17 protein-coding genes and 1 tRNA gene are annotated in these 23,552 nt (G+C 66.0%); 5 read left to right on the top strand and 13 right to left on the bottom strand.

Annotated elements, in window-relative coordinates; all coding sequences use genetic code 11:
- Nucleotides 1–70: 70 nt before the first annotated feature.
- Genes AC3ENJ_RS00195 through argS form a run of 3 tightly spaced genes read right to left on the bottom strand, consistent with a single transcriptional unit; the run spans nt 71 to nt 4,525 of the window.
- Entirely contained in the window at nt 71–1,387 is a 1,317-nt protein-coding gene (locus AC3ENJ_RS00195) for a homoserine dehydrogenase (RefSeq protein ID WP_190780116.1), read from the bottom strand.
- Nucleotides 1,388–1,410: 23 nt separating this feature from the next.
- The gene (gene lysA, locus AC3ENJ_RS00190) at nt 1,411–2,850 is read right to left on the bottom strand and encodes a diaminopimelate decarboxylase (protein ID WP_431812684.1); all 1,440 of its coding nucleotides are present in this window, start codon (nt 2,848–2,850) and stop codon (nt 1,411–1,413) included.
- Nucleotides 2,851–2,854: 4 nt separating this feature from the next.
- Nucleotides 2,855–4,525, bottom strand: coding sequence for an arginine--tRNA ligase (argS, locus tag AC3ENJ_RS00185; protein WP_431812683.1), 1,671 nt, complete (start codon nt 4,523–4,525; stop codon nt 2,855–2,857).
- A 122-nt stretch (nt 4,526–4,647) separates the two neighbouring features.
- On the opposite strand from argS, the gene AC3ENJ_RS00180 reads away from it, so the two are divergent.
- A tRNA-Arg gene (locus AC3ENJ_RS00180) sits at nt 4,648–4,720 on the top strand.
- A gap of 141 nt (nt 4,721–4,861) precedes the next feature.
- Here AC3ENJ_RS00180 and AC3ENJ_RS00175 read toward each other — a convergent pair.
- From AC3ENJ_RS00175 to AC3ENJ_RS00160, 4 genes are read right to left on the bottom strand one after another with little or no spacing between them, the layout of a single operon-like run.
- The gene (locus AC3ENJ_RS00175) at nt 4,862–5,230 is read right to left on the bottom strand and encodes a hypothetical protein (RefSeq protein WP_431812682.1); all 369 of its coding nucleotides are present in this window, start codon (nt 5,228–5,230) and stop codon (nt 4,862–4,864) included.
- Between the two features lie 5 nt (nt 5,231–5,235).
- The gene (locus tag AC3ENJ_RS00170; protein ID WP_431812681.1) at nt 5,236–6,069 is read right to left on the bottom strand and encodes an ABC transporter ATP-binding protein; all 834 of its coding nucleotides are present in this window, start codon (nt 6,067–6,069) and stop codon (nt 5,236–5,238) included.
- Nucleotides 6,070–6,072: 3 nt separating this feature from the next.
- Nucleotides 6,073–7,032, bottom strand: coding sequence for an ABC transporter permease (locus AC3ENJ_RS00165; RefSeq protein WP_431812680.1), 960 nt, complete (start codon nt 7,030–7,032; stop codon nt 6,073–6,075).
- Nucleotides 7,033–7,038: 6 nt separating this feature from the next.
- A complete protein-coding gene (locus AC3ENJ_RS00160) occupies nt 7,039–8,028 on the bottom strand; it encodes an ABC transporter substrate-binding protein (protein WP_190780111.1) in 990 nt (329 codons plus the stop codon).
- 161 nt (nt 8,029–8,189) lie between these two features.
- On the opposite strand from AC3ENJ_RS00160, the gene hrpA reads away from it, so the two are divergent.
- Entirely contained in the window at nt 8,190–12,305 is a 4,116-nt protein-coding gene (gene hrpA / locus AC3ENJ_RS00155; RefSeq protein ID WP_431812679.1) for an ATP-dependent RNA helicase HrpA, read from the top strand.
- A 72-nt stretch (nt 12,306–12,377) separates the two neighbouring features.
- Here hrpA and AC3ENJ_RS00150 read toward each other — a convergent pair whose 3' ends face one another.
- The gene (locus AC3ENJ_RS00150) at nt 12,378–12,806 is read right to left on the bottom strand and encodes an HIT family protein (protein WP_431812678.1); all 429 of its coding nucleotides are present in this window, start codon (nt 12,804–12,806) and stop codon (nt 12,378–12,380) included.
- 12 nt (nt 12,807–12,818) lie between these two features.
- Nucleotides 12,819–13,514 carry an MBL fold metallo-hydrolase gene (locus tag AC3ENJ_RS00145; RefSeq protein ID WP_431812677.1) on the bottom strand — a complete coding sequence of 232 codons (696 nt, stop codon included), beginning with the start codon at nt 13,512–13,514 and terminating at the stop codon, nt 12,819–12,821.
- 81 nt (nt 13,515–13,595) lie between these two features.
- Here AC3ENJ_RS00145 and AC3ENJ_RS00140 point away from each other — a divergent pair, with 81 nt between their 5' ends.
- Nucleotides 13,596–14,015 carry a Fur family transcriptional regulator gene (locus tag AC3ENJ_RS00140; RefSeq protein WP_190780107.1) on the top strand — a complete coding sequence of 140 codons (420 nt, stop codon included), beginning with the start codon at nt 13,596–13,598 and terminating at the stop codon, nt 14,013–14,015.
- Between the two features lie 2 nt (nt 14,016–14,017).
- On the top strand, nt 14,018–15,013 hold the full coding sequence (locus AC3ENJ_RS00135) for a diacylglycerol/lipid kinase family protein (protein WP_431812676.1): 996 nt from the start codon (nt 14,018–14,020) through the stop codon (nt 15,011–15,013).
- Here AC3ENJ_RS00135 and AC3ENJ_RS00130 read toward each other — a convergent pair.
- The 4 genes from AC3ENJ_RS00130 to AC3ENJ_RS00115 all read right to left on the bottom strand — a co-directional run bounded on the left by AC3ENJ_RS00130 (nt 14,918) and on the right by AC3ENJ_RS00115 (nt 19,377).
- Nucleotides 14,918–15,892 carry a metal ABC transporter permease gene (locus tag AC3ENJ_RS00130; protein WP_431812675.1) on the bottom strand — a complete coding sequence of 325 codons (975 nt, stop codon included), beginning with the start codon at nt 15,890–15,892 and terminating at the stop codon, nt 14,918–14,920. The genes AC3ENJ_RS00135 and AC3ENJ_RS00130 overlap by 96 nt on opposite strands.
- Entirely contained in the window at nt 15,889–16,794 is a 906-nt protein-coding gene (locus AC3ENJ_RS00125) for a metal ABC transporter ATP-binding protein (RefSeq protein ID WP_431812674.1), read from the bottom strand. Before AC3ENJ_RS00125 ends, AC3ENJ_RS00130 begins: the two co-directional genes overlap by 4 nt.
- Nucleotides 16,795–16,802: 8 nt before the next feature.
- Nucleotides 16,803–17,783 (bottom strand): metal ABC transporter solute-binding protein, Zn/Mn family, encoded by a 981-nt coding sequence (locus tag AC3ENJ_RS00120; RefSeq protein ID WP_190807317.1) that lies wholly within the window; start codon nt 17,781–17,783, stop codon nt 16,803–16,805.
- A 136-nt stretch (nt 17,784–17,919) separates the two neighbouring features.
- Nucleotides 17,920–19,377 carry a GuaB1 family IMP dehydrogenase-related protein gene (locus tag AC3ENJ_RS00115; protein WP_190780103.1) on the bottom strand — a complete coding sequence of 486 codons (1,458 nt, stop codon included), beginning with the start codon at nt 19,375–19,377 and terminating at the stop codon, nt 17,920–17,922.
- Nucleotides 19,378–19,630: 253 nt separating this feature from the next.
- Here AC3ENJ_RS00115 and AC3ENJ_RS00110 point away from each other — a divergent pair, with 253 nt between their 5' ends.
- The gene (locus AC3ENJ_RS00110) at nt 19,631–23,518 is read left to right on the top strand and encodes a multifunctional oxoglutarate decarboxylase/oxoglutarate dehydrogenase thiamine pyrophosphate-binding subunit/dihydrolipoyllysine-residue succinyltransferase subunit (protein WP_431812673.1); all 3,888 of its coding nucleotides are present in this window, start codon (nt 19,631–19,633) and stop codon (nt 23,516–23,518) included.
- Nucleotides 23,519–23,552 lie beyond the last annotated feature (34 nt).

Here is a 23,552-nt window from a genome sequence, read left to right as displayed (position 1 = left end):
TCGACGCTGTGTAACGGTGGGTGGGTCAGCCACCCATGGCTGTTGTGGACCACCCCGAGGGGCGGTGGACTTACTCGCCGGTCTCCACGGGGATCACCGACAGCACCCCGGCCACCACGGGCAATTCGCGCAATGCGGCCACGGTGTCCATGAGATCACGGTGGCGCCCGGTGTGGGTGACCAGGTGCAGCACCGAAATGGCCTGGTCGTGGGGGTCCTCGGTCTGGTGCATGGTGGAGATGGACACCCCATGGTCCGCGAAGACCTGGGCGATCCGTGCCAGCACACCCAAGCGGTCCTTGACGGTCACGGTGATGGCCATGCGGGTGCTCACGTTGTCCATGGTCACCGCGGGTAGCTTGGCGTGGTCGCTCAGCGGGACGCCCTCGGCGCCGCGGGCGATTGCCCGTGCGGCCGAGACGAGGTCGCCCAGCACCGCCGACGCCGTGGGCTCGCCCCCCGCTCCCTGGCCGTAGAACATGAGGGAGCCGGCGTTCTCGGCCTCGACGAACACGGCGTTGTACGCCCCGCGCACTCCCCCGAGCACGTGGCTGCGGGGAATCATCACGGGGTTCACGCGCAGGTTCACGCCGTTCTCGGTGCGTTCACCCACGGACAGCAGCTTGATCACGTACCCGGCCTCGGCGGCGGTGGCAACGTCCTCCGCGGTCACCGCGGTGATGCCCTGGCAGTGAACATCGTCCTGGGTGAAGGTCGAGTGGAAGGCGAGGGAGGCGAGCACGGCGGCCTTGGCGGCGGCGTCGTACCCCTCCACATCGGCGGTGGGGTCGGCCTCGGCGTAACCCAACTCCTGAGCCTCGGCCAGGGCGTCGTCGAAAGCGGCGCCCGTGGTGTCCATCTGGTCCAGGATGAAGTTGGTGGTGCCGTTCATGATGCCCAGGAACCGGGTGACGTTGTCACCGGCGAGTGAATCGCGCATGGGACGAACAATGGGGATGGCCCCGGCCACCGCGGCCTCGTAGGATAGCTGCGAGCCCGACGCCGCCGCGGCATCGTGGAGCTCACGCCCGTGGGCCGCTATCAGCGCCTTGTTGCCGGTCACCACGGTGGTGCCTGCGTTGAGCGCTCGCAGGATGCGGGTGCGCGCGGGCTCGATGCCGCCGGTCAGCTCCACCACGATGTCCGCCGCGTCGATCACGGAGTCCGCGTCCGTGGTGAGCAGCTCGCTCGGGATCTCGACGTCGCGCTTGGCGCTCACGTCGCGGACGGCCACCCCCACGAGGTCGAGGACCACACCCGAGCGCTTGGCCAGCTCGTCCTGTTCGGCGAGAAGCACGCGGGCCACCTGGGAACCCACGGTCCCGGCTCCCAGCAGGGCAACCTTCAAGTGGGGGGTCGCTTGGTGAGGTGTCGCTGAAGTAGTCATGGCTCCTGATATTCCTTGGGGGCTTATTCGGTGCTCGCGCCGGTGTCCCGGGCCAGCAAGTCGTTGACGGTTTCGGCTCGGATCAGCTCCTTGACCTGTCCCTGGGCGTCCACACTGATCATTCCGGGTCGGGTGAGCCAGTTGTAGTTGCTGGACAGCGCCCAGCAGTACGCACCGGTCACGGGCACCACCAGCAGGTCACCGGCGGTGACGTCCGAGGGGAGATAGACGTCCCGCACCACGATGTCCCCGGATTCGCAGTGCTTACCGACCACGCGGCTGAGCACGGGATCCGCGTCGGACACGCGATTGGCGAGCACGGCCGTGTAATCGGCGTCGTAAAGCACGGGGCGGGCGTTGTCGCTCATGCCGCCGTCCACGGACACGTAACGCCGCTGCTCGCCGGGGCTGACGGTGACGGTCTTCACGGTGCCCACGGTGTAGACGGTGCATCCGGAAGGACCCGCAATGAAACGTCCGGGTTCGAAAGACAGGTGCGGGAGGGGCAACTCGGAATTCTTCAGCAGGCCGGCCAGGTGCTCGGCGAGATCCTCGGCAATGGACTGCGCGGTGCGGGGTTCGTCCGCGCTCGTGTAGGCCACGCCGTGACCGCCGCCCAGGTCCAGCTCGGGCAGCACCGTGGCCCAGCGCTCGGCCACGGTCTGGCGCAAGGCCAGCACACGCTCGGCGGCTTGGCCGAAGCCCTCTGCCGCGAAGATCTGGGAACCGATGTGGCAATGCAGACCACGCAGGTCCAATTGTTCGCGCAGGGCCACGCACTGGGCGATGGCCTGCAGCGCCGGCGAGTCCACCCCCTCGACCGAGGGGATCAGGGACAGCCCGAACTTCTGGTCCTCGTGGGCGGTGGCAATGAATTCATGGGTCGAGGCATGCACACCGGGCGTCACGCGCAACATGATGGGCGCGCGCACCGCCAGCTTCTGGGCGAGATCGGCAACCAGTTGGATTTCCGGCAGGGAATCCACCACGATGCGCCCCACACCGGTGTCCAGCGCGCGGGTGATCTCCGCGGCCGATTTGTTGTTGCCGTGCAGGGCGATCTTGGCGGGGTCCACTCCGGCGCGCAGGGCCACCTCGAGTTCCCCGCCGGACGCGGTGTCCACGTTCAGGCCTTCATCCTGCGCCCACCGTGCCACGTGGGTGTTCAGCAGTGCCTTGGAGGCGTAGTAGACCTCGACAGCCACGCCCAAGGGTGTGAACGCGTTCTCGAAGGCCTCCCGGAAGCCACGGGCACGCGAACGGAAGGTGTCCTCGGAGACCACGTAGCTGGGTGAACCGTATTTCTTTGCAAGTTCAGCCACGGACACGCCGTCCACGGTGACACAGCCTTGATCGCCCCTGGCGTACTGGCCGGTGAAGACCTTGGGATCCAGGGCAGCGTTGTCCTCGGGTACGGTCAACCAGCCCGGGGCCAAGGGGTGCGCAGTATCTGTTGAACTCACGAGATCACATCCGTTCCGGCGCGCTGACACCCAGCAGGGTCAGGCCGTTGGCCAGGACCTGCTGCATGGCGTCATTGAGCCATAAGCGAGAGTTGTGTACCGGTTCGACCGGGGCATCGCCCTGCGGTGCCACGCGGCACACGTCGTACCAGCGGTGGTAGGTGCCGGCCAGTAGTTCCAAATGACGGGCCACGCGGTGCGGCTCACGCAGCTGCGCCGCCTGGGCCACCACGGAGGGGTACTGTCCCAGCGCGGCCAGCAGATCGGCCTCGCGCGCGTGATCGAGCAGGGCGGCGTCGAACGTGTCGGTGCCGTCCTCGCTCACGCGACGGACCCCCGCGGCGTGGGCGTTACGTTGCACCGCGCATGTCCTGGCGTGGGCGTACTGGACGTAGAAGACCGGGTTCTCGTTGGAGCGCTTGGTCAGCACGTCCAGGTCGATGTCGATGTTGGAGTCCGCCGAGTAGCGGGTCAGGGAGTAACGTGCGGCGTCCACACCCACGGCCTCCACGAGGTCCTCCATGGTCACCACGGTGCCGGCGCGCTTGGACATGCGCACCGCAACACCCTCGCGGACCAGGTTGACCATTTGACCGATCAGCACCTCAACCCGCTCCGGCGAATCCCCGAGGGCTGCCGCCACTGCCTTCAAACGCGCCACGTAGCCGTGGTGGTCCGCGCCCAGCATGTAAATGCACAGGTCCGCTCCGCGGCCGCGTTTGTCCTTGAAGTAGGCGATGTCACCGGCGATGTAGGCGGCGTTGCCATCGGACTTGATGACCACCCGGTCCTTGTCGTCGCCGTAATCGGTGGATCGCAACCACCACGCGCCGTCCTGGAAGTACATGGCGTCGGAGTCCTTGAGCTGTTCCACCAGCTGCTCGACCTGCCCGCCTTCGAACAGGGAGTTCTCGTGGAAGAAAACATCGAAGTCCACGCCGAACTCATGCAGCGAGGACTTGATCTCCTGGAACATCAGCTCCACCCCGGCCGCGCGGAAGACTTCCTGCGGGTCCTCGGATTCCAGCGCATCCGGATGCTGCTCGAGCACACGCTGAGCGATGTCCGCAATGTACTGCCCGCCGTAACCGTCCTCGGGGGCCTCCTCGTTGCGGGCGCGGGCCAGCAGGGAGCGGGCGAAGCGGTCGATCTGGGCGCCGTGGTCGTTGAAGTAGTACTCGCGGGTCACCTCAGCACCCTGCGACTGCAGCACGCGGGCCAGTGAATCGCCCACGGCTGCCCAGCGGGTGCCACCCAGGTGAATGGGCCCGGTGGGGTTGGCGGACACGAATTCCAGGTTGATGGCGGTGCCGCCCAGGGTGTCGGAGGTGCCGTAGGAGGCGCCCTGCTCGACGATCGACTGCGCGAGCTCACCCGCCGCGGCGGCGTCGAGCGTGATGTTCAGGAAGCCGGGGCCGGCGATGTCCACCGCGGCCACACCGGTTACAGCGCCCAGGCGCTGCACCAGGATCTCGGCGATCTCGCGGGGCTTGCGAGCGAACTTCTTGGACGCCTGCATGGCCACCGTGGTGGCCCAGTCCCCGTGCTCACGATTCTTGGGGCGTTCGACCTTCGCTTCGGGAAGCTCTGCGCCGTCCACCAGGGTGAGATCGCCGGCGGCCACGGCATCGTGCAGGCATGCGGATACGGCAGCGGAAAGTTCTTCAGGAGTCACCGGACCAGTGTAACGGGACGAACGGCACCCACCGATTCGAGTCGATTCGCCTGCCGTGCTGAACCTGCTAATATCGATCGAGTTGTTCGCGGTCCGACATCGGGCCCGCTCGGACAACCCCCGCCCGCGTAGCTCAGGGGATAGAGCGTCTGCCTCCGGAGCAGAAGGTCGTAGGTTCGATTCCTATCGCGGGCACTTTTTCTTTTAACGGACCCGGGGTGTCACCCACGCCGCCGCCCCGCGCAATCGGTTCTCAGGTTGCCGCGGCCGCCTCGCGTAGTTGTCCGCCCCATGCCATGACAAAACCCCCGAACCGCTGGTTCGGGGGTTTCTCGGTCAGTCCCGGTCGCCGTGGCGTTGCCGGGTTCGAAGGTGCGGGTTCAGGTCCATGGGGTCGTATTCGTGGTACATCTGCCCTTCGCCGAATTGTTCGGCCACGTAGTCGTCCTCGGGGTTGTGCACCGGGGCCGCGGTGCGCCGCCGGACCATGCCGACAATGCTCAGCACACCGCCGATCAGTAGGGTGCCGAAACCCACCGCGATCGTGGTCACGGCGCTGCCGGTCAACGGGACGGACGCGGATTCCGACGCCGCCCGCCCCAGATGCACCAGGGCAGGCGGGAGCGTGAAGATGCACACGAACAGGGCCAGCAGCCCCACGATCGAGATCACTGAGGTGATGCGCTGGCGCCTGTTCGTGTTCACGGTGACTACGGTTTTCCTTCTTCGGTGACGCGGACTGTTTCTAGCAGCGTAGCGTCATCGAGTGCGGGTTCTCCGCTGACCTTTTGCAGTTTCTGGAACTCGGACAGCAAATCCGCCACGGAGGATCCGGCCTTCTGCTCCTGGTTCAGTTCGAACAGAATCTTGCCTTCGTGCATCATGATCAACCGGTTTCCCAGGCGCAGCGCCTGTTCCATGTTGTGGGTGACCATGATGGTGGTGAGGTTTTGTTCTGCGACCATGCGCTCGGTCAGTTCCGTGACGTGCTTGGCACGCTGCGGGTCCAAGGCGGCCGTGTGCTCATCCAGAAGCAGAATCTCCGGGGACGAGAACGTGGCCATGAGCAGGGACAGTGCCTGGCGTTGGCCGCCGGACAGCAAACCCACTTTGGCACCCAACCGGTTTTCCAACCCGAGTTCCAGCTTGGCCAACTCGTCCCGGAACTGCTGTTTCCGCGGGCGGGTCACACCCGTGGACAGCCCCCGGGACTTGCCGCGACGAGAGGCAATGGCCATGTTCTGCTCAATGGTCAGGTTCGGCGAGGATCCCTTCATGGGGTCCTGGAACACCCGGGAGATCCAACGGGCCTTCTGGTGTTCCCTGAGCTTGGTGACCGGTTCGCCGGAGACCTGGATACTGCCCGTGTCCGGGATGATGGTCCCGGACACGGTGTTCAGCATGGTGGACTTGCCCGCGCCGTTGGAGCCGATCACGGTGACGAAGTCCCCCGATTCCACGGTCAGGCTCACCCCGTCCAGGGCCACGCGTTCGTTGACGGTGCCGGCGAAGAACGTCTTGCGCACATCGGTGATGGTCAACATGGTTTATCGCCCCTCTCCGGTTCGACCGCCCACGGTCGCGGGTGTCCCGGCACCGGGTTCGACGCCGGCCTGGACCTTACGTGCTTCACGGTCCTTGCGGTGCGTGTTCCACCGTTTGAAGAACGTCAGCTGCGGAAGCACCAGCGCGATGACCACCAGCACGGCGGAGATCAGCTTCATGTCGGACGGGTTCAGGCCCAGCTGCAGGGCTGCGGTGATCACCAGGCGGTACAGCACGGACCCGAAGATCACGGCCGCGGTGGCAATGATGACCGTGCGGGTTCCGAAGATGCCCTGGCCCAGGATCACGGAGGCCAGACCCACCACGATCAGGCCGATACCCATGCCGATGTCCGCGAAACCCTGATACTGGGCCACGAGCGCACCGGAGAGGCCGACCATGCCGTTGGACAGACACAGACCCAGAATCTTCTGATTGTCCGTGTTCACGCCGAAGGAACGGATCATGTCCGGGTTGTCGCCGGTGGCCTGCATGGCCAAACCGGCGTCCGTGTAGAGGAACCAGTCAAGAACGACCTTGACCAGAAGCACCCCGACGAGCAATAACAGGACACCCACGAAGGAGCCCTGGAAGCCCGCTTCACGCAGCGGGGTGAACACGGTGTCCTCGCGCAGCAACGCGAGGTTGGCCTTGCTGTCCATCACCCTGAGGTTGATGGAGTACAAGGCGGTCATGGTCAAAATACCCGCCAGCAAGCCGTTGATGTGTGCTTTGGTGTGCAGCAGACCCGTGATGAGGCCCGCGAGTGCACCGGCGAAGAATCCCGCGATGGTGCCCAGCCAGGGGCTGCCACCACCCAGGATGATCATGGCCGCGGTGGCGGCCCCAGTGGTGAAGGACTGATCCACCGTGAGGTCCGGGAAGTCCAACACACGGAATGTGAGGTAGACGCCCAGGGCCATCACGGCGTAGATCAGGCCGAGCTCGATTCCGGCAATCATGGATGGTTACTCGATTACCTGGTCGGCGGAATCACGCAGGTCCTGCGGGATCTCGACGCCCATGGCCGCAGCGGCCTTGGCGTTGATGATCAGCTGGGTCTCATTCTGGGACTCAACGGCCATCTCGGCGGGATCGGCGTCATCGTTGAGGATGCGCAGGGCCATTTCACCGGTCTGCTTGCCGAGTTCCTCGTAGCTGATGCCCTGGGTGGCCAGGCCACCGCGCTCCACGGAATCGCCCTCGCCCACGATCAGCGGGATCTTCTTGGATTCGGCGGCACCGACCACTGCTTCGAGACCGGCCACCACCTTGTTGTCGGTGGGCACGTAAATGGAATCGGTGTTGAAGGACTCCGCGGCCTGGGCGACCTCCGCGGTGGTGGTCACGGTCTTCTCCTCCACGGTCAGACCCTCGGCCTCGGCGGCTTTCTTGGCCTCTTCCACCTGGATCTGCGAGTTGGTCTCACCGGAGCTGTAGATGATGCCCACGGACTTGGCGTCCGGGTCGAACTTCTTGATGAGTTCGATCTGCTCCGCGACCGGGTTCATGTCGGTGGTGCCGGTGATGTTGGCTCCGGGTTTGTCCATGGAGTCCACGAGTCCGGCGTCCACGGGATCGGTGACGGCGGTGAACAGGACGGGCTTGTCGGTCACGGCCTGCGCCAGGGACTGAGCGGTGGGTGTCGCGATACCGAGGATCAAGTCGTTATCGGACGAAGCGAAATTGGACGCGATGTTGGTCGCGGTCGCCTGGTCGCCGGAGGCGTTCTGTACGTCCAGGGTCAGGTTGTCCCCTTCGGTATAGCCGCCTTCTTCCAGGGCGGAGACGAAACCCTCGCGGGCGGCGTCGAGTGAGGGGTGCTCCACGAACTGAGCGATCCCCACCTTGATTTCCTGGGGTCCCTCGGATTGGCTGTCCCCGCCGCCCGACCCGCAAGCGGTGAGGACCAGGGCGGAAGCGGCTACCGCGGCGGACAGCGAAAAAGTGCGCTTCATGATGGTGGGCGTCCTTTCAAGACAATTGGTGGTGCCTGGATATTACCTGCCGTTCGGTCAAAAAATGAGACGTGGCGCACATTCGGTGTGGGATCGTGTTCTGACGGGCTCGGACGCGGTGAGCCGAGTGCCGTCCGGGGCCCGTAGACTGGGGCGTTGACATGACTGAGTCCAGCACCACGCCCCGCATCGTGTACCCCCAGAACCTTCCGGTCAGCGCGCGCCGTGACGACATCAGCGCTGCCATTCGTGATCACCAGGTGGTGGTCGTCGCCGGTGAGACGGGCTCCGGCAAGACCACCCAGATACCCAAGATGTGCCTGGAACTGGGTCTGGGCGAGAACGGGCTGATCGGCCATACCCAGCCGCGCCGCATCGCCGCGCGCTCGGTGGCCGAACGCATTGCCCATGAGCTGGGCGAGCAGGTCGGGCGGACGGTCGGCTACCAGGTGCGGTTCACATCCGAGGTGGGCAAGGACTCCAAGGTCAAGCTCATGACGGACGGCATTCTGCTGGCCGAGATCAGCCACGATCCCATGCTGCGCCGCTACAACGCGATCATCATCGACGAGGCCCACGAGCGCTCCCTCAACATCGACTTCCTGCTGGGGTACTTGAAGCGGCTGCTCCCCCGCCGCCCGGACCTCAAGCTGATCATTACGTCCGCGACCATCGACCCCGAACGGTTCGCGCAACACTTCGCCCAGCCTGCCCCCGACGGAGGTGAGGCTGAACCCGCACCGATCATCGAGGTCTCCGGGCGCACTTATCCGGTGGAGGTCCGCTACCGTCCCCTGGCCCAGCCCCGCTCGGGAGACGGCGGTGATGACGAGGCGGACACCGGCGACGGCCTCGAGGACGAGGACCGTGATCCCATTGACGCCGTGTGCGATGCCGTGGTGGAACTCGCCGCCGAACCCCCCGGTGACATCCTCATCTTCTTCGCGGGTGAGCGGGAGATCCGTGACGCCCAGGACGCGTTGGCCAAGACCCTCGACCGGCACCGCTCGCTGGCCGGGGCCGAGCTGCTCCCGTTGTTCGGTCGGTTGTCCATGGCCGAGCAGAACCGGGTGTTCGCGCCGTCTTCCACACGCCGGATCGTGCTCGCGACCAACGTGGCGGAGACGTCCCTGACCGTGCCCGGGATCAAGTACGTGATCGATCCGGGCACCGCCCGGATTTCGCGGTACTCCGCGCGCACCAAGGTGCAGCGACTGCCGATCGAACGGGTTTCCCAGGCGTCGGCGCGGCAGCGCGCCGGGCGCTGCGGCCGCGTCTCGGACGGCATCTGCATTCGCTTGTACTCCGAGGAGGACTTCGACTCCCGCCCCGAATTCACCGACCCCGAGATCCTGCGCACCAACCTGGCGGCGGTCATCCTCCAAATGATTTCGGTGGGCGTGGTCCGAGAGCCCACGGACATCTCCGATTTCCCGTTCGTGCAGAAGCCGGATTCCCGCGCCGTCAAGGACGGCGTGGTGTTGTTGCGCGAACTGGGCGCCCTGCGCTCCGGCGAGCGTGCGGCGTCGTCGGGCGCTCGCGAGCGGTCCCGGGGACGACGCCGCCGCGGCACGCAGAATTCGCCGCTCACCCGGACCGGTCGTGTCCTGGCGGCCCTGCCGGTGGACCCGCGGCTGGGTCGCATGATCGTGGAGGCCGAGCGTCGCGATTGCACCCGCGAGGTCATGGTGCTCGCCGCGGCCCTGACCGTGCAGGATCCGCGCGAACGGCCCCTCGAGCACCGGCAGGCCGCGGACGAGTCCCACAAGCGGTTCAAGGACAAGACGTCGGACTTTCTGTCCTACGCCATGCTGTGGCAGTACATCCAGGACCAGCAGCACGAACTCTCGTCCTCGCAGTTCCGCAAACTGTGCAAACGCGAGTACCTCAACTTTCTGCGCATCCGGGAATGGCAGGACCTCTACGCGCAGCTGCGTCAGATCGCACGCGACGTGGGCATTGATCCGGGGAGGTCGCGCGAGCTGGACGTGGCCGGCAAGCAGGATGTCATTCACCAGAGCCTGCTGTCCGGTCTGCTGAGCCATATCGGTGTGCGCGATGAACGCACCCGCGATTACCGCGGCGCGCGCGGCACCAAGTTCGCCATCTTCCCCGGCTCCGACCTGTTCAAAACCTCCCCGGACTGGGTGGTCTCCGCCGAGCTCGTGGAAACCTCACGACTGTGGGCCCGCACCAACGCGAGCATCAACCCGGAATGGGTCGAGGAGCTGGCCCCGGAACTGGTGAAACGCAACTACTCCGAACCGCACTGGTCCCGTTCTCGCGGGGCCGTGATGGCCTACGAGAAGGTCTCCCTTTACGGTCTGCCGCTGGTGGCCGAGCGGCCCGTGCAGTTTTCCAGGGTGGACCCGCAGCTCTCGCGGGAGCTGTTCATCCGCCATGCCCTGGTCGAGGGCGACTGGCAGACCCGGCACCGCTTCTACAAACGCAATCAGCAGCGGCTGGAACGCGTGGAAGAACTTGAGAATCGCATGCGCCGCAAGGATCTGCGCGTGGATGACCAGGTGCTCTTCGATTTTTACGACGCCCGCATTCCCGCGGACGTGGTGTCACAGCGACACTTCGACTCGTGGTGGAAGAAAACTCGCGGCAGCAACGAGCACCTGTTGGACCTGGACCCGGACGCGTTGCTCGCCCCGGAGGTCGCCGAGCTCGACACCCAGGCCTTTCCGCGCACCTGGAACGTGGCCTCACCGGACGGCGTCCTGTCCTTGGATCTCGACTACGAGTTCGCCCCCGGTTCCGAGACCGCGGACGGCGTGACCGTGCGTGTTCCCGTGCTGTTCCTGGACCGGCTGGCCCCCGAACAATTCGAGTGGCACATCCCCGGTCTGCGCACCGAGCTGGTCACCGCACTCATCAAATCGCTGCCCAAGGCGGTGCGGCGCAACTTCGTGCCCGCCCCGGACATGGCGGCCACCGCGGTGGAGGTGCTGTCGGCGGAGTTCTCCTCCGAGTCCGACTCACTGCTGGAATCCCTGGCCACCGTGCTGCGCCGGCTGCGCGGTCACCAGGTGCACGCCACCGACTTCCAGCCGGACGTGCTCCCGGCCCATCTGCGCATGAACTTCGAGGTGCGCGACGCACAGAACACGGTCCTCGGCACCGGTGAGGACCTCACCGAGCTCAAGGAGCGGCTCCGACCCCAGATTCGCCGCGCACTGGCCGAGTCGCTGGGCAGCGCCGCCTCCCGGCTCGCGGACTTCGCCGATGCCGCCGATGCCGCGGGCGGCATCCCCGGCGCGCCGCAATCCGGCAAGCGCGGGGCACCGCGTCCGGGGGCGAGGGGACCTGGTGGGCGCGGGACGAAGGGTGGCGGCGCAGCGGCGTCGTCAGCGGAAAGCCTGGAACGCACGGGACTGACGTCCTGGCCCGAAAAGGACCCACCCCGCTCGGTGCAGACCCACGTGGCAGGACAGACCATCACCGGTTACCCCACGCTCATGGTCCGCCGCGAAAATCCCAACGCCACCCAGGCTGGGAAGGGCTCGCCGCGGGAGCCCACCGTGGACCTGCGGATCCTAACGCGGCAGGATGAACAGCGTTCGGCCCAGCGCCACGGCGTGATCGCGTTGTTGGAACGCACCCTGCCGTCGGTGCATCGCTACGTGGTGGAGCATCTGAGCCAGCGGGAGCGGCTGATCTTCACGCAGAACCCGCACGGCTCCGTGGACGCACTCATCCGAGACTGCACCGTGGCCGCCATCGATCGCCTGGTGCCGGAGGACCCGCCGTTCACCAGGGCGGAGTTCGACGCATTGGCCGTGCACGTGCGCGCTGAACTGATCGACACGGTCTTTGCGGTTACCGCCCTGGTCACCGAGACGCTCGCGGAGGCCACCACCCTGCGGAAACGGCTCCGGAAGCCGGGCTCGCTGGCCGCGGTGCCCGCGTTCAAGGACATGTCCGAGCAGATCGACCGGTTGATTTATCCGGGGTTCGTGGCCGAGACCGGCTGGCACGCGTTGCAGCATCTGCCGCGTTACGTGAAAGCGATCAATGCGCGCCTCGACAAGCTTTCCGGGCACATTCAACGCGACAGCGTGAACATGGTGCTGATTCAGGACATTGAACAGGATTACAGGGGCGCCCGGGCGGCCGTCCCCCCGACCGCCCCCGTGCCCGAAGCCCTCACGCGTGTGCGGTGGGATCTGGAAGAACTGCGCGTGTCGCTGTTCGCGCAGGAGCTCGGTACGGCGCGCACGGTGTCGGAAAAGCGGGTCCGGAAAGCGCTGCGCGATGTCATCCAGCGCTGACCGGAGCCGCTCCGGGGCCTCCGGCACGGTGCGGTGTCGGGGACCCGTGGTTCACGGCGTGTTCCGGTGCGGCTACCGCTGGGGCACCTTGGTCTCGTGGCCCGCGGCGACCAGTGCGGCGCGGATCGAGCGGGCTGTCTCGTCCATGACCTCGGGATCCGGGTCCTGGTCCACCTGAGCGAAATCGAATTCCTCGATCGTATTGGTGGGCCACACATGCAGGTGGGCGTGCGGCACCTCGAAGCCCTGGATCATCAGTCCCACGCGCCTGGGTGAGAAGACCTCGTCAATGGCCTGGCCGATCGTCTTGCACACGGTCATCAAGTGGGTGGCCAGCTCGTCGGGCAGGTCCAACCAGGCGTCGATCTCCTCGCGAGGCACCACCAGGACGTGACCCTGGGACAGCGGTGCAATGGACAGGAATCCGGCGCACTGCTCATCCGACCACACGAAGCGGCCGGGCAGTTCGCCCTCGATGATCTTGGTGAAAACGGAGCTCACGGTGATGTCCTTTCAGTTGGTTTTCTCGGGCGGCTCGGTCGGTCGAGCGGACCGGACCTCCACGGACTCGCGGGGGTGCAGGTGGCGGTATGCGGTGCCGTACATCTCGGCGAACCTGGCCACCTGCTTCTCGACCACGCCAAAGCCGATGTCCGAGAGCAGGGCGTCGTGGATCTGATACACGGTGGTGGCGCGGGTCGCAATGATGAAATCGATGACCTCGGACATCTTGGACCAGGGGGCGTGCAGGGGAACCAACACCGTGGGCACGGTGAGCCCGTGTGGAACGGTGAAGGAATCGCCGGGGTGGAACACGGTGTCGTCAACGACGAACCCCACGTTGTCCACCGTGGGAATCAGCGGGTGGATCAGGGCGTGCTGGCCGCCGAAGGTCTTGACCTCGAACGGGCCCAGCGACAGCGTGGAATCCGCGGTGACGGTGTGCAGACGATCCGTGGCGTCCCCCGAAGCCTCGGCGAGTTCGTCGACGACGGGCCGCGGTGCGTACACGGTCAGTTGGGGGTTGTCCGCGAGCGCGGCGGTCAATCTCTCGGCGTCGTAATGGTCCGGGTGCACGTGGGTGATGAGCACCAGGTTGGTGCCCGCCAGGGCCTCCTCGACCTCGGAAAAGGTTCCCGGGTCGATCACCAACGATGTGCCGTCCTTCTCCAGCCGGACGCACGAGTGTGTGAACTTGGTCAGCAACATGACGCCAGCCTAGCCCGGGAACAGCCCACAGATGCGAACCGTTAGCATGGTTGAAGAAGTCTGCACAGGGAAGGGACGGGCGTGAGCACAAGAACCACCGGGCAACCCGAGGTGCGTAACACCAAGCAGCGTCGGGCCGTTGCCGGGGCCCTGCGGAGCCTCGAGGACTTCATTTCCACCCAGAATTTGCACCGGCGCCTCCAGGACGAGGGGCAGTCCGTGTCTCTGGCCACCACCTATCGGATTCTGCAGTCCATGGCGGACTCCGGGGAGGTGGACGTGCTGCGCAATGCGGAGGGCGAGGCCATTTACCGCCGCTGCGAGGCCGAACATCACCACCACCACTTGGTGTGCCGCTCGTGCGGTGCCGCGGTGGAGCTCGAGGCCCCCGCGGTCGAGCGGTGGGCGGGTGAGACCGCCGAGGAGCACGGGTTCACGGACGTGGACCACACGGTGGAAATCACCGGTATCTGCGGCAACTGCGCGCGCGAGTCACGCTGACGGTGGCGACCCCGCGTCCCCGCGACATCCTTCTGGTGCGCAACGGGGATTCCCCGCTGGCCCGAGACGCCTGCGACCGCGCCCGCGGAATCTTCCACGCTGGCGGCTACCACGCCGTGTTCCTGGACGCACCATCGGCGGGCGAGCTCTCCGAGGCCCTGACCGACACCGTGCGATCTCGAGCCCTGCACGTGGCCGCCGTGGTCGCGGTGGGCGGGGACGGCATGGCCCATCTGGTCCTTCAAGTCCTGCACGAAGTGGGCCAACAGGGCGTGGACGTGGCATTCGGGCTCATCCCGGCGGGTTCGGGCAACGACCTCGCCCGGTTCTGCGGGATTCCCACCCGGGATACCGAACGCGCGGCCGGTCGCGTGCTGCGCGGCCTGGAAACTCCGGCTCAACACATGGATCTGTTGGCCGTGGACTGCGCGGACGGCACCTCGCACGTGTGCGCCACCACCGTGTGTCTCGGTCTGGACGCCCGCGTCAACGCGCGCGCCAATCGCTGGACCACGATCCGGGTGCCCGCCAAGTACGCCGTGGCCCTCGTCTGGGAAATCATGCGGCTCACCTCACGTGACTACACGATCGACTACACACCCCCCGACGGCGCTCGGCGCGTGGTGGATCGCAGGGCCACGTTCCTGTCGGTGGCCAACACGTCCTCCTACGGCGGCGGCCTCACGATCGTGCCGCGCGCCGATCACCGGGACGGGCGGGCCGAGTTGTTCGCGGTGTCCGACGCTCGCCCGTTGCGCCTTTTGTTCCTGTTGCCGCGGCTGCTGTTGCAGACCCACGAGAACCTTGCCGAGATCGCTCTCGAACCGGTCACCTCCGTCACCGTGGTGCCCCACGAAACGGTGACCCGCCCGGCGTCGGGCTCCGGGACCCGAGCGGAGACGTTACCGCCGCACGTCGCCCACGGGGACGGGGAGCCCCTGGGACCCCTGCCCGTGCGCGTGCGGATCCTGCCCGCCGCCGTGCGGGTGCTCTTCTGAGCCGCCCTGGCGGTACGAGGAACCACGCTCGCGGATTCCGCGGATCACGCGGGTCAGCAACCAGATCGCAAACGAAATGGTGGTCACGTAGGGGCTGATCGGGATGTTGCCACCCAGGGCCAGCAAAATGCCGCCGACCATGGACAGCTCGGCGAAGACCACCGACAGCACCACGGTCCGCGCCGGGGCCACCGTCAGGTTCATGGCCGCGGCGGCGGGAGTGATCAGCAGCGCGAGCACCAGCAGGGCGCCCACGATCTGGACCGACATGGCCACGGAAACGCCCAGCAGCACCATGAACACGATCGACAGGGTCCGCACGGGCAGCCCGCGGGCCTCGGCGACCACGGGGTCGGTGCTGGCAAACGTGAGCGGGCGCCACACGATCACCAGTCCGGCCACCACCACGATGGACAGCACCATCATCGACGTCAGCTGAACCGGGGACACGGACACGATTTGACCGGTCAGCAGGGAGAACTTGTTGGACGAGCGGCCCTCGTAGAGCGAGAGGAACAGGATGCCCAGGCCCAGCCCGAACGGCATGAGCACGCCCACGAACGAGTTGCTGTCCCGGGCGCGCAGGCCCATGAAACCAATGATCAGCGCGGCCACAACCGAGCCCAGCAGGGAACCGGTCACGATATCCACACCGATCAGCAGGGCCGCGGCGGCACCCGCGAAGGACAGCTCCGCAATGCCGTGGACGGAGAACGCCAGGTCGCGCATCATCACGAACGTGCCGACCAGCCCACCGACCAGACCGAGCAGGGCACCGGCCCACAGGGAATTGCTCAACAGCGCCAGCAATTCACCGTAATTGTCGAAGACGAACACGGAACTGACGATCGAGTCCCAGTCGACGGCTGCGGTAATCACGGGATGAGGCCTTCCTGGGACGAGATGTGGTGGGTGTTGTCGGGCCGACCGGTCACGATGATCCGGCCATTGCTGCGCAACACCTCGATGTCCGCGCCGTACAGCTCCGACAGCACCTCGGAACGCATGACCTCATCGGGGGTGCCGATCTTGAAGGAGCCCCCGGCCAAGTACAGGATGCGATCCACGTGATCGATGATGGGGTTGATGTCGTGGGTCACGAACACCACTGCGCTACCGGTCTTCACGCGCTGCGCATTGACCAGCTCGCTCACGATGTATTGATGGTTCAGATCCAGGGACAGCAGGGCCTCGTCGCACAACAGCAGCTCCGGGTCGGTGGCCAGGGCCTGGGCGATGCGCAACCGCTGTTGTTCACCACCGGAAAGCAGCCCGACCGGGGCATTGGCGTAGTCGCCGGCCCCGACCTTCTCGAGCAGCTCGTCCACGCGGTGGTTGACGGCGCGGCGGCGGACTCTGATCCCCCACTTGTGCCCGTCGATCCCCTGGGCCACCAGGTCACGGGCGCGCAGCGGCGTCCTCGGCGCGAAGCCGCGCTGCTGCGGGACGTACCCCACATGACGCGACGCCGCACCGGGGCGTTCCCCCGTCACGGAGACCGTTCCGCGCGTCAGCGGGAGCAGTCCGAGCAACACTTTGAGAAAACTGGTCTTACCGGTCCCGTTGGAACCGAGCACGGCAAAGTACTCACCTTCCCGAATGGTCAGGTTGAGGTCGCGCCACAGCACGCGCTCGCCGAACGCGAGTTCCGCGTTCTTGAGTTCGACCACTGCCCGGCCCGGTTCCGGCTGGGTGCGGGGCGGGGTGCTCGCGGTGGTGCGTGTGGCAGGTTGGGCCGCTGGAGTGTGAATGGTTGGTGCCGCCTTGGTGGGAAGGGTCATCCGGGCCGTTACTTCACAGCCTGGGAAACCTGGTCGATGTTGTCCTGCATCCATTGTTGGTACGTCTTGCCGTCGGGAAGGGTCTCGGAGAATTCCACCACGCTCACCCCGGAGTTCTCGGCCTCCTCGCGCAGCTTCTCGGTCTGGCCCGTGGAAGTTTGCTGGTTGAACGCGAGCAGGTCGATGTGACCGCTCGTGACCAGGTCCGTGGTGTCCTTCAGGACGGCGGGGGCCACGTCCGATTCCGAGTCGATGGCGGTCGTGAATTCCGCGGGAGTGTCATCGTGGAGTCCCGCGTCCTGCAAGAGATACCCGGGCATCGGCTCGGTGGCCACGTAGCCACCCGAGGCGTTCAACGATTCGAGCTCACTCTTCATTCCGGACAGCTGATCAGTGAGCGAGGCCGCGTTGTCCGTGAACTCCTGGGAATTGTTGGTGTCGATCTCCCCCAGTTGTTCGGCAATGCGGTCGGTCAACGTCTGCATTGTGTCCAGGTCGTACCAGACGTGCTCGTTGAATCCGCCGGGCGCGTGGCTGTGACCTTCGTGGCCTTCCTCATCGTGCGTGTGCTCGTGTTCCTCGGCCGCTTGCTCTTTTCCCTCCAGTTCGGACACGTCCACCGCGTTGATGACCGCCTGCGAATCCGTGGTCATGTCCTCCATGAACGCGTCGTAGCCACCGCCGTTGAGGATCACCACGTCCGCCTTCTCAATGGTCAGCCGGTCCTGCGGAGACGCCTCGTACGAGTGGGGATCCTGCGCGGCGGAGTCAATGACGGGCGTGACGTCCACGTGGTCGCCGGCGACCTGTTCCACCAGGTCCGCGTAGACGTTGGTCGAGGTCACGACCGTGATTTTGTCCCCGTCCGACGCCGCCGCGTCGCCTTGCTGGGCATCCCCCGAAGTGGCCGAACAGCCGGTGAGCACCAGGGCACTCAGCGCGGATACGGCAACGGCGGAACGAACAACGGTGTGGCCGGGAACGCACATGGACACGAAATCATCTCCTCGGGGTCATTCTCAAAACCGGGTCTTATTGAGAATGGATTGCATGTGATCTGCGGAGAGCATATCACTAATCATTCTCAATAAGACCGGGACCGGAAACCGCCGCCGGAAGGGCTCGTCAGCTCCAGGATTCCGAACGCGGGCGGCCCTCGTCATAACCGGACTGCGACTGGATTCCCACCACGGCGCGGTTGCTGAACTGCGCGAGCGAGGTGGCCCCCGCGTACGTCATGGAGCTGCGCACACCGGAGGTGATGTGATCGATCAGGTCCTCGACTCCCGGACGCTGCGGATCCAGGTACATCTTGGAGTTGGAGATGCCTTCTTCGAACAGTGCCTTGCGGGCGCGGGCGAACTCGTCCTCCCCGCGGGTGCGGTGGCGCACGGCCCGCGCGGATGCCATCCCGAAACTCTCCTTGTAAGCGCGACCGTTCGCATCGATGTTGAGATCGCCGGGACCCTCGTGAGTGCCGGCGAACCAGGACCCGACCATGACCTGACGCGCCCCGGCGGCGAGCGCCAGGGCCACGTCCCGCGGGTGCTTGATGCCACCGTCGGCCCAGACGTGTTTTCCAAGATCGGCCGCGGCGTCCGCGCATTCGACCACGGCGGAGAACTGGGGTCGACCCACGGCGGTCATCATGCGGGTGGTGCACATGGCCCCGGGGCCCACACCCACTTTGACGATGTCCGCGCCGGCGCCGATGAGGTCGCGCACGCCGTCGGCGGAGACCACGTTTCCGGCCACGACGGGGACCTGCGGGTCCAGGGCGCGCACAACCTCGACCGCCTGCATGGCCTTGATCTGGTGGCCGTGGGCGGTATCGACCACGAGCACGTCGATGCCGGTGTCGAGCAGCGCGGCGGCCTTCGCGGCCACCTCGCCGTTGATCCCCACTGCGGCGCCCACCTGCAAACGGCCCTGCGGACCGAGGGCGGGTTGGTAGATCGTGGAGCGCACCGCGCCCTTCTGAGTGAGGACGCCCTCGATGGCCCGCCCCCGCAGAACGGGCGCGACACTGAGCCGCGAGCCCGCCAGCTTCGCATAGGCGGAGCGCATCGCGGCGTCGTGATCCTGGCCGGCGAAGTCCTCGACCTGGAACACCGGCCCGTCCGTACGCATGACGTCCGTCAACTGGGTGAAGCGGTCCACGTCCTGGCAATCGGCGGCGAGCACCAGGCCGCGGTAGTTGCCCTTCTCATCCGTGACAAGCACGGCCCCGTGAGGGCGCTTGTGCATGACCCCGAGCGCGTCATGAACCGTGTCCGTCTCGTGCAAGGTCACCGGGGTCTCGTACTGGGGTGAGCGGCTCTTGACCCACGCGGTCACCTCGGCAATGACGTCCAGCGGGATGTCCTGCGGCAGGATGCCCAGGCCGCCGCGGCGCGCCATGGTTTCGACCATGCGCCGACCGGTCACCGCCGTCATATTGGCCGCCACCAATGGAATGGTGGAGCCGGTGCCGTCACCCGGAGACAGGTCCACATCGAAGCGGGACGTCACCCGGGAGATGGACGGCACCAGGAAAACATCGTTGTAGGTGAGGTCGGTACTGGGAGTCGTGAGGAATCGCACGAGAGCCCATACTACGGGCCCGTCAGGCAGCCCGTCAGGGGTCCCTGATGAACGCACGACGAGACCTACCGAACGGTCAGGATGGACTGGCCAGGCGGTGTCCGCCTCATTAGACTGTTGGCTTAGTACGGCCTTATGAGAATAAGGTCACCACGTCCGCCCGCGGAGACACATGCCGCTGGCACCACCGACCGGTGGTGGTCTACCGAGCAACCACCGGAGCACACCGTCATATGGAAGAGGCGTATCTCCCGTGCCAGAGCAGCCGCACCACCTGATCCCCGAAGAATTCGCCGGTAATGAATGGCTCGTTGACGAGCTGTTCGAGAAGTACCAGGACGACAAGAACTCCGTGGACAACAAGTGGTGGCCCATTTTCGAGGAAATGAGCAAGGGCTCTGATGCCGATACCGCATACTCCTCGCAGTCTTCCGCGAGCTCCGACAATGCCGCCAAAAAGCCAGCCCCTGCCCCGTCCAAGGCGGCCCCCTCGGCAGCCACTCAGGAGAACAAGCCCAAGGTGACCCAGAAGAATTCCGCCCCGGCAACCAAGTCCACCGCCGGCGCACCCAAGCGCGCCGCGGCGCCGTCGTCGACCACCGGAGGCTCCAAGGCCAAGGGCCGGCCCGAGGGCGTGGATCAGGAGTCCAACGGCGGCGAGGGCTCGGCCACCAAGCGACCCATCCGCGCCCAGCCCGAGGTCGACGCCAGGACGAAGGCCAAGGAACAGGAAGCCAAGACCGAGGCGGAGGACAAGGTCACCAAGCTGCGCGGCCCGGCCAAGGCCGTGGCGGCGAACATGGACGCCTCCCTCACCGTACCGACCGCCACCACCGTGCGCGCGGTGCCCGCCAAGCTGCTGATCGACAACCGTTTGGTGATCAACAGTCACCTGGCGCGCAACCGCGGCGGCAAGGTGTCCTTCACTCACCTGATCGGCTACGCCGTGATCCGCGCGCTGGCCAATTACCCGTCGCAGAACGTGATCTATGGCGAAGTGGACGGCAAGCCCGCCGCGATCCAGCCGGCCCACGTGAACTTCGGCATCGCGATCGACATCCCCAACAAGGACGGTTCGCGCAATCTGGTGGTGCCCAACATCAAGGGCGCCGAGGACATGACCTTCATGCAGTTCTGGACCGCGTACGAAGACGTGGTCAAGCGTGGCCGTTCCGGAGAATTGACCATGGAGGACTACCAGGGCACCACGGTGTCCCTGACCAACCCGGGTGGGATCGGCACGGTGCACTCCGTGCCGCGACTGTCCAAGGGCCAGGCCTGCATCGTGGGCGTGGGCGCACTGGACTACCCCGCCGAGTACAAGGGCGCCTCCCCGCGCACCACCGCGCGCATGGGCGTCTCCAAGATCATCACCCTGACTTCCACCTACGATCACCGCGTGATCCAGGGCGCCGGTTCCGGTGAATTCCTGAAGCTCGTGGAGCACTACCTGCTGGGCGGGGACGACTTCTACGATCACATTTTCGAGGCCCTGCGCATCCCCTACGAGCCCGTTCGCTGGGCCGTGGACAACCAGGTCAACCCCGAAACCCAGATCAACAAGGTCGCCCGCATCCAGCAGCTGATCCACGCGTACCGCGTGCGCGGTCACCTCATGGCCGACACCAACCCGCTCGAGTACGTGATGCGCAAGCACCCGGACCTGGACATCCGCAGCTACGGACTGTCCCTGTGGGACCTGGAGCGTGAGTGGCCCACCGGCGGTTTCGGCGGCCAGGACCTGCTGACCCTGCGCGTGATCCTCGGGCGGCTCCGTGATGCGTACTGCCGCACCGTGGGCATCGAATACATGCACCTGCAGAACCCGGAAGAACGCGAGTGGTTCCAGGACAAGCTCGAGCACGATTACCAAAAGCCCGCCCGCGAGGAACAGTTCCGCATCCTGGGTCGTCTCAACGCAGCCGAGGCTTTCGAGACCTTCTTGCAAACCAAGTACGTGGGTCAGAAGCGCTTCTCGTTGGAGGGTGGCGAGTCCCTGATCCCGCTGCTGGACGCGATCATTTCCGACGCAGCTGACGAGTCCTTGGCCGGCGTGGGCATCGCCATGGCCCACCGCGGGCGCCTGAACGTGCTCACCAACATTGCCGGTAAGTCCTACGCGCAGGTCTTCCGGGAGTTCGAGGGCAGCCAGGACCCCCGCTCCATCGAGGGCTCCGGTGACGTGAAGTACCACCTGGGCACGGAGGGTGTCTTCACCTCGGACAACGGCAACGAGACGCAGGTCTACCTGGCCGCCAACCCGTCCCACCTGGAAGCCGCGGATCCCGTGATCGAGGGCATCGCCCGCGCCAAGACGGACGTCCTGGGTGCCGGGCCCGAGGGGGACGGTACGTTCCCCGTGCTGGCCGTCCAGGTTCACGGCGACGCCGCCATGGCCGGGCAGGGCATCGTGTACGAGGTCATGCAGATGTCCGGGTTGGAGGGTTACCACGTGGGCGGCACCATCCATGTGGTGGTCAACAACCAGATCGGTTTCACCACCTCCCCGACCGGCGCGCGCACCTCCACCTACTGCACGGACGTAGCACGCACCATCCAGGCCCCGATCTTCCACGTGAACGCGGACGACCCCGAGGCCGTGACCCGCGTGGGTCAGTTGGCTTTCGAGTACCGCCAGCGATTCCACAAGGACGTTGTGATCGACCTGGTCTGCTATCGCCGCCGCGGCCACAACGAGGGCGATGACCCCTCGATGACACAGCCGCTGATGTACTCCCTGATCGACGGCAAGCGCTCGACCCGCAAGATCTACACCGAGAACCTCGTGGGCCGCGGTGACATCACCCAGGAAGAAGCCGACCGCGCGCTCAAGGACTACCAGGAGCGTCTGGAGCGGGTCTTCGCGGAGTCCCACGAGGCCCAGACCTCCACGGTTCCGCTGGTCACCGGCGACGCCGCCGCAATCGCCAACATCGAACGCCCCTCCGCCCAGCAGGCGGACTCGGGAGTCTCGATCCCCAAGTCCACGGCCATCACCCAAGAGGTCGCCCGCCGCATCGGCGAGGCTCACGTGGACACCCCGGAGGGTTTCACCACCCACCGCAAGTTGCAGAAGCTGTTGGAACGCCGCAACGAGATGACCCAGAAGGGTGGAGTGGACTGGGGCATGGGCGAGATCATGGCCTTCGGTTCGCTGCTCATGGAGGGCGTGCCGGTCCGGTTCTCCGGTCAGGACGTGCGCCGCGGTACCTTCACGCAGCGTCACGCCGTGTTCTTCGATGCTGAGAACGGCTCCGAGTGGGAACCGTTGAACAACCTCTCCGGGGATCAGGCCAAGCTGTCCATCTACAACTCGCTGCTGTCCGAGTACGGCGTGCTGGGTTTCGAATACGGCTACTCCGTGGAACGCCCCGAGGCCTTGACCGTGTGGGAGGCGCAGTTCGGTGACTTCACCAACGGCGCGCAGATCATCGTGGACGAGTTCATTTCCTCGGCCGAGCAGAAGTGGGGTCAGCGTTCCTCGCTGGTCCTGCTCCTTCCCCACGGCTTCGAAGGCCAGGGCCCGGACCACTCCTCGGCGCGTATTGAGCGGTTCCTGACCCTGTGCGCAGAACGGAACATGACCGTGGTCAATCCGTCCACCCCGGCCAACCACTTCCACCTGCTGCGCCGTCAGGCCTACTCGCGCCCGCGGCGCCCGCTTATCGTGGCCACGCCCAAGCAGTTGCTGCGTCTCAAGGCCGCCGCCTCCCCCATCGAGGACTTCACGCAGGGCACGTTCCAGCAGGTCATCCCGGATGTCGCCCACCTGGACGATTCCAAGGTCACGGACGTGATCCTTGTCTCCGGTCGCCTCTACTATGACCTCGCCGCACAGCGCGAGGAGTCCGGGGACCACTCCACCGCGATCATTCGTGTCGAGCAGCTCTACCCGCTTCCCGAGAACGAGATCAAGAAGGAACTGGCACGCTACCCCGAGGCTCGCGTCATGTGGGCCCAGGACGAGCCGGCCAACCAGGGTGCGTGGCCGTTCATGGCCGTGAACCTGCTTCCTCAGGTGGACCGCCGGATCACTCTGGCCTCGCGCCCGGCTTCCGCCTCACCGGCCAACGGTTCCGCCAAGCGTCACGCGAAGGAACTGGAGACCTTGGTGCAGCAGGCCTTCGACCGCGGCGAGTAACCAGCGCTGCGCTGCCCCCCGTGAGATCGGGGTC

Source organism: Kocuria sp. cx-455 (assembly GCF_057707085.1).
The sequence above is the reverse complement of the archived record's forward strand: the minus strand, read 5'-3'. Positions and strand labels throughout refer to the sequence as shown.